This window comes from Mesorhizobium sp. M7A.F.Ca.CA.001.08.2.1, from assembly GCF_003998455.1.
GTDB classification, from domain to species: Bacteria; Pseudomonadota; Alphaproteobacteria; order Rhizobiales; family Rhizobiaceae; genus Mesorhizobium; species Mesorhizobium ciceri.
Genome location: NZ_RZPW01000451.1, coordinates 1 through 5211 on the forward strand (window position 1 = coordinate 1; position 5211 = coordinate 5211).

The window sequence follows — 5211 nt, forward strand, 5'->3', positions numbered from 1 at the left end:
GGGTAGTGCTCTCCGGTCGAGGATTTCATGATTGGCCCACGCGCACCGTGTCCTGCGCCGGTGTTCAGGTCATCGTTGGCCCAGAACTGTTTTCAATTCATTAAACCTTCACTGCGGAGACTTCCGAAATCAGAGATTTGCTTCGCAAGGTGCTGTGGCCTGCAAGCATCCGGAGCCAAACACGACTGAAGCGTGCCGCGTCTGAGCGGATCACTTCTGGGCGGATCACTTCTGGGCGACGGTCAGCCCGATCTCCACGGCCACCAGTTCCTGCAACCGCCACAGATTGCGGTCGCGGATGCCGCAGGCTTCGAGGTGGCGGATCGTCTCGAAAAGATATTGCGCGCCCGAGCCCCAATGTCCGACGGCGGTGGCCAGCGTCGCCGCGATCGCCTGGTTGTCGAGCTTGCCTGCATAACGCGGATTGGCGGGATCGGAGCGCGCGATACGGACCCCGTTCGGTCCTGACCTGCAGCCAGCGCGGCACGTTGACGGCGGGCAGGATGGTCATTTCGCGGCGCAGCAGCGCTTCGAGGTTAGCCGCCACCGGCTCCGCGATCTCGAACACCATGCCCTGGCACTGGCCGCCGCGATCGAGCGCCATCATCAAGCCGGGCTGCTCGATCGTGCCGCGAAAACGCTGCACCGTAAAGCAGAACGAACGATGCCAGCCGCTGGCCACCGCGCGTTCTCCGCCCCTCACCTCGCCGGCGGGCTTCCACAGCAGCGAGCCATAGGCAAATAGTTTCAGCGGCCCGGCCGGAGCGTCGGCCAGCACCTCTTCGCGGATGCGCGCATAGTCGGCATCGGTCATGTGAACCATGCCCGGCGTCGGCCCGGCATCCTCGACAGCACGCATGGTGTGGGCGATGAGGTCCTCGGTCAGAGCCATCGGCGCTTTGCGCGGCGCGGACGTGCGCGGTGCGGTGGAAATTGGCTTGTTCATGTTCGTGCCCCGGCCATCGTCGCCATGTTGCCCAGGGACCGGAGATTCTCAAGGGCCGGCCGGACTCAAGACCTGAACGGTTGCGGCCAACCGCCTGAAAGCATTCGTAAGTATCGACTAACGCCCCGGCGCAGCACTCAGTTCGCTGCGCCGCCAGGCCGCCGGCGAAATTCCCACCGAACGCTTGAACTCGCGTCCGAAATGATAGACGTCGCAAAAGCCGCAGGCCTCGGCAACCTCGGCCAGCGGCTGGTCGCCCTGCACCAGCAGCGATTGCGCCTGCATCAGCCGCTCGCGTATCAGCCATTGGTGGGGGCTCGTGCGCAGATGTTTCTGGAACAACCGCCTTATCTGTGAGGCGCCGAGGCCGGTGACGGTGGCAAGGTCGGGAGCCGTCCAGGCGGAGCCGGGCGCGGCGCGCATGGCGTCGAGCGCTGAAGCAAGCGGCTTCGGCAGATCGTCATTGCCGGCGCCGTTCACCGCACGGTCGACCAGAAGCAGGAATTCGGCGACCAGTTGGTTGAGGCGCAGGTCGAGCCCGGCGTCACGTCGCCGCAGCGCCGCGAACAACCGCTCGAACCACGGCGCCGGGCCGGTGCCTTCCGTGAACACGGTCCGCAATATCCCTTCGCCGAACAATTTGCGCCGCAGGATGGCCGGATCGGGCCCGTCGAGCCTGAACCAGAGCAGGGTCCAGGGATCGGCCGGATCGGCCGCGTGCACATGCGGCGCCTCGTTGGCCATCCACACCAGCTGGTTCGCGCGCACCTCCAGCCTTTGCCCCAGCGTCTCCACGAAACCCCGGCCCGACAGGCAATAGAGGATGTCCTGGCCGGGATAGACGGGCCGCTCGATGCGATAATCGGGCGCCGCGGCAACCTTGCCGGCGCGCAGCACGCTGAACGCCGTGCGCGTCCATCCGGCCGCCGGCACATAGTGGAAACTCTCGAAAACCGATGTCTTTCCTTGCATGCGCGTTTTATACAAAGAGAGTGCCTTGCTGTCCATTTTGTTTGCTGCCAGGCGCCGCTATGGTCGCTCTCAAGAGGATGGGATCTCGGCAAGCAATGGCCGGATCCCTCGAGTTTTGCGGGCTTACCAGGCGCCTTGCGCCGGCGGCGGCCCCGAAAGACCAGGGAGGCAGGACGATGTTGGCGATGACCAAGCAGGAAACCGAGCTCTACGCCCGCGACGGGTACATTATCCGCAGGGGGCTGCTCAGCGTCGCGGAAGTGGACGATTTCCGCGACCACGCCCGCAAGCAGCTCGAGGCCGAGAACAAGAGCGGCGCCGTGATGGCCAAGGGCGACAAGGAAGGCAAGACCACTCTTCTCAAGATGTGGACCAAGGCCGAAGACGACAAATACGGTCTTCTGGCCCGCGACGAGCGCATGGTCGATCTGGCCGAGGCCGCCGTCGGCAAGCCGATCTACCTCTACAGCCACAAGATGACGATGAAGCAGCCCAACGAGGGCGGCGCCTGGGAATGGCACCAGGATTTCGGCTACTGGTACAATTACGGCTGCCTGGCACCGGAGATGATGAGCATCTATGTCGCGCTCGATAAGGCGACCCGCGAGAACGGCTGCCTGCAGGTGCTGAAAGGCACGCACAAGCTCGGCCGCCTCAACCATATCAGGGAGAACGACCAGACAAATGTCGAGCAGGAACATCTGGACGCGGCGCTGAAGCGCTTCGAGCACATCTATGTCGAGATGGAAGCCGGCGACGCGCTGATCTTCGACGGTAATCTGTTGCACCGCTCCGATGCCAACCGTTCGGACACCTATCGCTGGGGCTACATCTGTTCCTACAACGCCGTCGAGAACGCGCCGTTCAAGAAGGTGCGCGACTACGGAAATTACGACGAGATGCACAAGGTGCCGGCGGGCTCCTTCCGCGAGGCGTCCTGACGCCACAAATACAGGGTATGGGCGGCGATGCCCGCACCCGGCCATGATCCGGCGAGCCGAACCGGCTTTTCGAAAAATCATGACCGAACAGGGAGATAGCGCCTGATCCTGAATCAGTTCGGGACCGGCCCTGAAGCAGCGGCCCGCGCACGAGCTCGGCTCGGGTCGATGAAAACGGAGGAGTGGCCACGCTGGTGAGGACCGGCGGGCCACGCGCAGGGAGGATACTATATGGCCGATGCGGTCAGGACCGGCGCGCGCGCGCCAGCCACGGACCGATTCACGATGGCGCGGCTGTTGCGGGCGCGCGAGGCGGGCGTGTTCATCGCGCTGCTCGTGCTGTGCCTGTTCCTGTCCTTCGCCACCGATGGATTCCTGACATCGCTGAACCTGCTCAATGTCGGACGCCAGATCTCGTTGCTCGGGATCATGGCGGTCGGCATGACGTTCGTGCTGATCGCCGGCGAGGTCGACCTGTCGGTCGGCTCGACCTATGCGTTCTCAGGTCTCGCCACCGGTATGCTGATCATTGCCGGCTGGGCGCTGCTGCCGGCGATCGGAGTCGGCCTGATGACCGGCGTCGCCATCGGCCTCATCAATGGCGTGCTCTCCACCTATGGCCGCCTGCCCTCGCTGATCGCGACGCTGGGCATGCTCTCCATCGTGCGGGGTGCCGCCCTCATCTTGACCAACGGCCAGCCGGTGACGGTCAATGCCCGCAACGGCGCACTGCCCGACGTGCTGCAGACCTTCTCCTTCATCGGCCAAGGCTATCTGTTCACCATCATCCCGATGCAGCTGGTGTTCTTCGTCATCGTCGCGGTGCTGGCCTGGATCGTGCTGTCTTTCTCCAATTTCGGCTTCCGCGTCTACGCCGTCGGCGGCAGCGCCAAGGCCGCACGTGTCTCCGGCATCTCCGTCAACAAGGTCAAGATATCAGCCTTCATCCTGATGGGCGTGCTCGCCGCCGTCGCCGGCATTCTGGGCCTCGCCTTCCTGCCCTCCAGCCAGGCTGGGCGCACCGGGCTCGGCCTGGAGCTCGACGTCATCGCCGCCACCATCGTCGGCGGCGCCTCGCTGTCGGGCGGTGAAGGTACCATCCTCGGCACCATTCTGGGCGTGCTGATCATCGGCGTCATGCGCAACGGCCTGGTGCTGTTGGGCGTATCGCCCTTCGTGCAGGAACTGATGATCGGCCTGGTCATCATCATCGCGGTCGGCATCGACAAATGGAGCACGCGCCGAACGGGTTGATCGCAAAAACAGAAGCAACCAGAACCAAAAAGGGAGGACTATCCATGAACATCAGACACGTCATTCTCGCAGCCACGCTCGGTCTGTTTCCCCTGTCGGCCCACGCCGAATCCAAGCTCGCCGATTTCGCCCTGGCGCCGCGCATCAAGGCCAAGATCGATGCTGGGCAGCCGCTCGACATCTACGTTTCCTACCATGACGTCTCCAACGAATTCGCGCCGTTCATGAAGGCCGGCGTCGAGCGCGCCGCCAAGGAGGACAAGGTTGGCGCCCAGTTCATCGGCCCGGTCGGCGCCGATGCCGACGGCCAGATCTCGGAGATCGAGACGCTGATGGGCAAGATGGACGGGCTGGCGATCTCCTCCGTCTCCACCGACGCGCTGGCGCCGGTGATCGACCGCGTCATCGCCGCCGGCATCCCGGTCGTCACCTTCAACACCGACAATCCGGAGAGCAAGCGCCTCGCCTTCGCCGGCCAGGACCTCGTCCAGTCCGGCCGCGAGGCCGGCAAGCTGATGGCCAAGGTGCTGGGCGGCAAGGGCAAGGTGATGATCACCACCATCGACGCTGCCGCGCAATGGTCGCTCGACCGCGAGAAGGGCGCGCGCGAGGCGCTGAAGGCCGAGCCCGGCATCGAGGTCGTCTCGACGCTCAACACCGGCACCGACCCGCAGAAGATCTATGCGGCGATCGAGAACGCCATGCTCGCCAATCCGTCGATCTCCGGCGTCCTGTCGCTCGAATGCTGCTCGACGCCGGCCGCCGGCACCTGGGTGGAACGCAACAAGGCCGCCGACAAGGTCAAGGTGGTCGGCTTCGACCTGCTCGACCAGACGGTGCAACTGGTCCAGGACGGCAATGTCGATGCCACGATCGACCAGGCGCCCGAAAAGCAGGGCTTTGCCGCGGTCGACCTGATCGTGCAGTTCCTCAGCGGCAAGCCGATCGACAATGTCGACACCGGCGTCGGCATCTACACCAAGGAAAACATCGCCGAGGTGGCTAAGAAGTAACAAGCCAGCCCTGCGGGGTCGCCGGCCTTGGGCCGGCGGACCTGCTTGGCCAGCCCGCCAATGACAGAGCAACAGACCCCCGCCC

5 protein-coding genes and 1 pseudogene are annotated in these 5211 nt (G+C 64.5%); 4 read left to right on the top strand and 2 right to left on the bottom strand.

The genetic code is table 11. The features are described 5' to 3' along the window. Positions 1 to 225: 225 nt before the first annotated feature. Positions 226 to 946: pseudogene (locus EN914_RS23425) on the bottom strand (gamma-glutamylcyclotransferase). A 117-nt stretch (positions 947 to 1063) separates the two neighbouring features. After that, on the bottom strand, positions 1064 to 1918 hold the full coding sequence (locus tag EN914_RS23430; protein ID WP_245497838.1) for an AraC family transcriptional regulator: 855 nt from the start codon (positions 1916 to 1918) through the stop codon (positions 1064 to 1066). On the opposite strand from EN914_RS23430, the gene EN914_RS40160 reads away from it, so the two are divergent. From EN914_RS40160 to EN914_RS23445, 4 genes are all read left to right on the top strand, one after another. After that, positions 1808 to 2107, top strand: coding sequence for a hypothetical protein (locus EN914_RS40160; RefSeq protein ID WP_407067810.1), 300 nt, complete (start codon positions 1808 to 1810; stop codon positions 2105 to 2107). The two genes, EN914_RS23430 and EN914_RS40160, sit on opposite strands and share 111 nt — an antisense overlap. Beyond that, positions 2095 to 2859, top strand: a complete 765-nt coding sequence (locus EN914_RS23435) for a phytanoyl-CoA dioxygenase family protein (RefSeq protein ID WP_024503915.1) — start codon at positions 2095 to 2097, stop codon at positions 2857 to 2859. The genes EN914_RS40160 and EN914_RS23435 overlap by 13 nt, the downstream gene beginning before the upstream one ends. A 231-nt stretch (positions 2860 to 3090) precedes the next feature. Next, positions 3091 to 4113, top strand: coding sequence for an ABC transporter permease (locus tag EN914_RS23440; RefSeq protein ID WP_024503916.1), 1023 nt, complete (start codon positions 3091 to 3093; stop codon positions 4111 to 4113). Positions 4114 to 4157: 44 nt separating this feature from the next. Then, positions 4158 to 5126, top strand: a complete 969-nt coding sequence (locus tag EN914_RS23445; protein ID WP_024503917.1) for a sugar ABC transporter substrate-binding protein — start codon at positions 4158 to 4160, stop codon at positions 5124 to 5126. Positions 5127 to 5211: the final 85 nt, after the last annotated feature.

Bases quoted from the DNA above. Each gene is read 5' to 3' on its own strand.
- EN914_RS23445 (WP_024503917.1), top strand. From the start codon at position 4,158: ATGAACATCAGACACGTCATTCTCGCAGCCACGCTCGGTCTGTTTCCC.
- EN914_RS23440 (WP_024503916.1), top strand. From the start codon at position 3,091: ATGGCCGATGCGGTCAGGACCGGCGCGCGCGCGCCAGCCACGGACCGA.
- EN914_RS23435 (WP_024503915.1), top strand. From the start codon at position 2,095: ATGTTGGCGATGACCAAGCAGGAAACCGAGCTCTACGCCCGCGACGGG.
- EN914_RS23430 (WP_245497838.1), bottom strand. From the start codon at position 1,918: ATGCAAGGAAAGACATCGGTTTTCGAGAGTTTCCACTATGTGCCGGCG.